Origin of the sequence: Jiangella muralis (assembly GCF_001270745.1) — a bacterium.
GTDB lineage: Bacteria > Actinomycetota > Actinomycetes > Jiangellales > Jiangellaceae > Jiangella > Jiangella muralis.
The window spans coordinates 1-1,740 of sequence record NZ_LFXL01000077.1 but is presented as its reverse complement, the minus strand read 5'-3'; the positions used below and the strand labels follow the sequence as shown (position 1 = coordinate 1,740).

Below are 1,740 nucleotides of genomic sequence, written 5' to 3'. Positions count from 1 at the left end.
CTAGCGCTGCTAGGTTTCCCAAACTCTGAGGTTGATCTTGAGTTTCAGGCGGCCGTTCCCAGTCGGGCGTGGTCGATGTAGCCGTGGACGTGCTGGTCGATGGCGGCCAGGGCGGTGCGTAACTCGGCCGGTGCTGGCGGCTGGTCGGCGGCGAGCAGCGGACGCAGCAGTCGGTGGTGGACCTTGGTGTAGAAGATCGCCACGCGTTGCCCGTCGGGGGTGAGGGTGTAAGTGTTGGTGTGCTCACGGCGTTCGATGAGCCCGTTCAGGCGCAGTTTGCCCAGGTCATAGCTCATCTGGTTGGCGGTGTAGGCGCTGCCGAGCAGGCGGTTCACCTGGGCGCGGAGGCTCCGGTGGGTGAACCCGAGGGCGTTGAGGCCGACACACAGGGCGCCGAGCAGGGCCATGACCCGGGGGTCGCCGAACCGTAGGGCTGGGGCCCTCCTGCCATCGATGACCGATGGCAGCGCCACCCGCTCAAAGGCTGGGCTGGCAAGGACACAACCCTGCCCGACTCGTTCAGTATCGAGCAGCCGGGCGTTGACGTCACGGGCCTTGGCCTGCAGTTCGTTCAGGTGTTGCAGACGGCGGTGGCAGCGCAGATCGTCTGGGGAGTTCACGACGGTCTCGATCCGCAGCGCCCGGCCGTCCTTAAGGTACTGCTTGATCCGGGAGTGCTTGTAGAACGCGTTCACCACAACCTCGGTGTCGCGAGTGACGACCTTCGATTTGAACGTCAACGGTTGCTTGCGTGGGTGTCCACGGCGCTCGTGCTTGCCGGTGAAGACCAGCTCCACGGTGTCGGGGCGACCGACATCGAGGTTGTCCGCGACCAGCGCCTCGAAGAAGGCACGAGCGTGGCGCGGCGCGTCGAACACGATCGTCTTGGAGATCTCGATCTGGCGCATCGACAGTTCCCACCAGTACCCGGCGGCCCGATCGGTGCCGTTGAGCGGCAACGGCAACCGAGTGCACCAGGACTCGAAGAACGCCTCGATCTGGGCTGGGCCGAGCCGATCACAGATCACCTGTAGGCCGGCGGGATCCTCGCATGCAGCGAACCCGTTGGACAGCTCGGTGAACCCGATCCCGGCCCGGGTGGCTTGGCGTTTGGCCCATTCGTGCCCGTTCACCCACACCTTGATCGGATACGGGAAGTAGGCGCAGACCTTGATGAACGCCGGACCGAAGTCGGCGTCCCACAGGTAGAAGTAGAAGCAGCTCACCCGGCGGTCGGTCTTGTAGAAGGAGAACCACGGCACCCCAGTCCCCACGTCACGCTGGGCGGCGTCGAACACGTTCTGGAACTCCTGCGCGACTCCGATCGCCGCGACCCCGGACTCCCCGGTCGCCGCCTGCTTGTCGACATACCGACGCATCACGTCGATCTTGCGGTCATCCTTACCGAACCGCACCACCGGAATCTGCTTCTCCCGGGCGAAGGTGGCCACCGCGGCCCGGAACGACGCCCCCAGCTTAGCGAACACCGCCGGCGACGGGATCGGATACCCCAGATGCCTGGTCAGGAACGTCACCACCTGCCCGCCCACCTGCAGGTTCGGCACATACCCGTTCAGGTAGATCCGATCCAGACACTCAATATCCAGCGCTGCATGGCCGTCGAGCAGATCATTCACCGTCACCGTGTCCGCCATCACCACACACTGCCCGCCACCAGCAGGTTTGCCCAGCCCCAGACTCGGCGGTCCGAGGCCAGCCTCGCTGGATGAGTGAGTCCGA

1 protein-coding gene is annotated in these 1,740 nt (G+C 65.1%); it reads right to left on the bottom strand.

Going from position 1 to position 1,740, the window contains the following annotated elements:
• Positions 1–44: 44 nt before the first annotated feature.
• On the bottom strand, positions 45–1,740 hold a 1,696-nt coding region (locus tag ACW62_RS32720), incomplete at its 5' end, for a hypothetical protein (protein WP_205629761.1).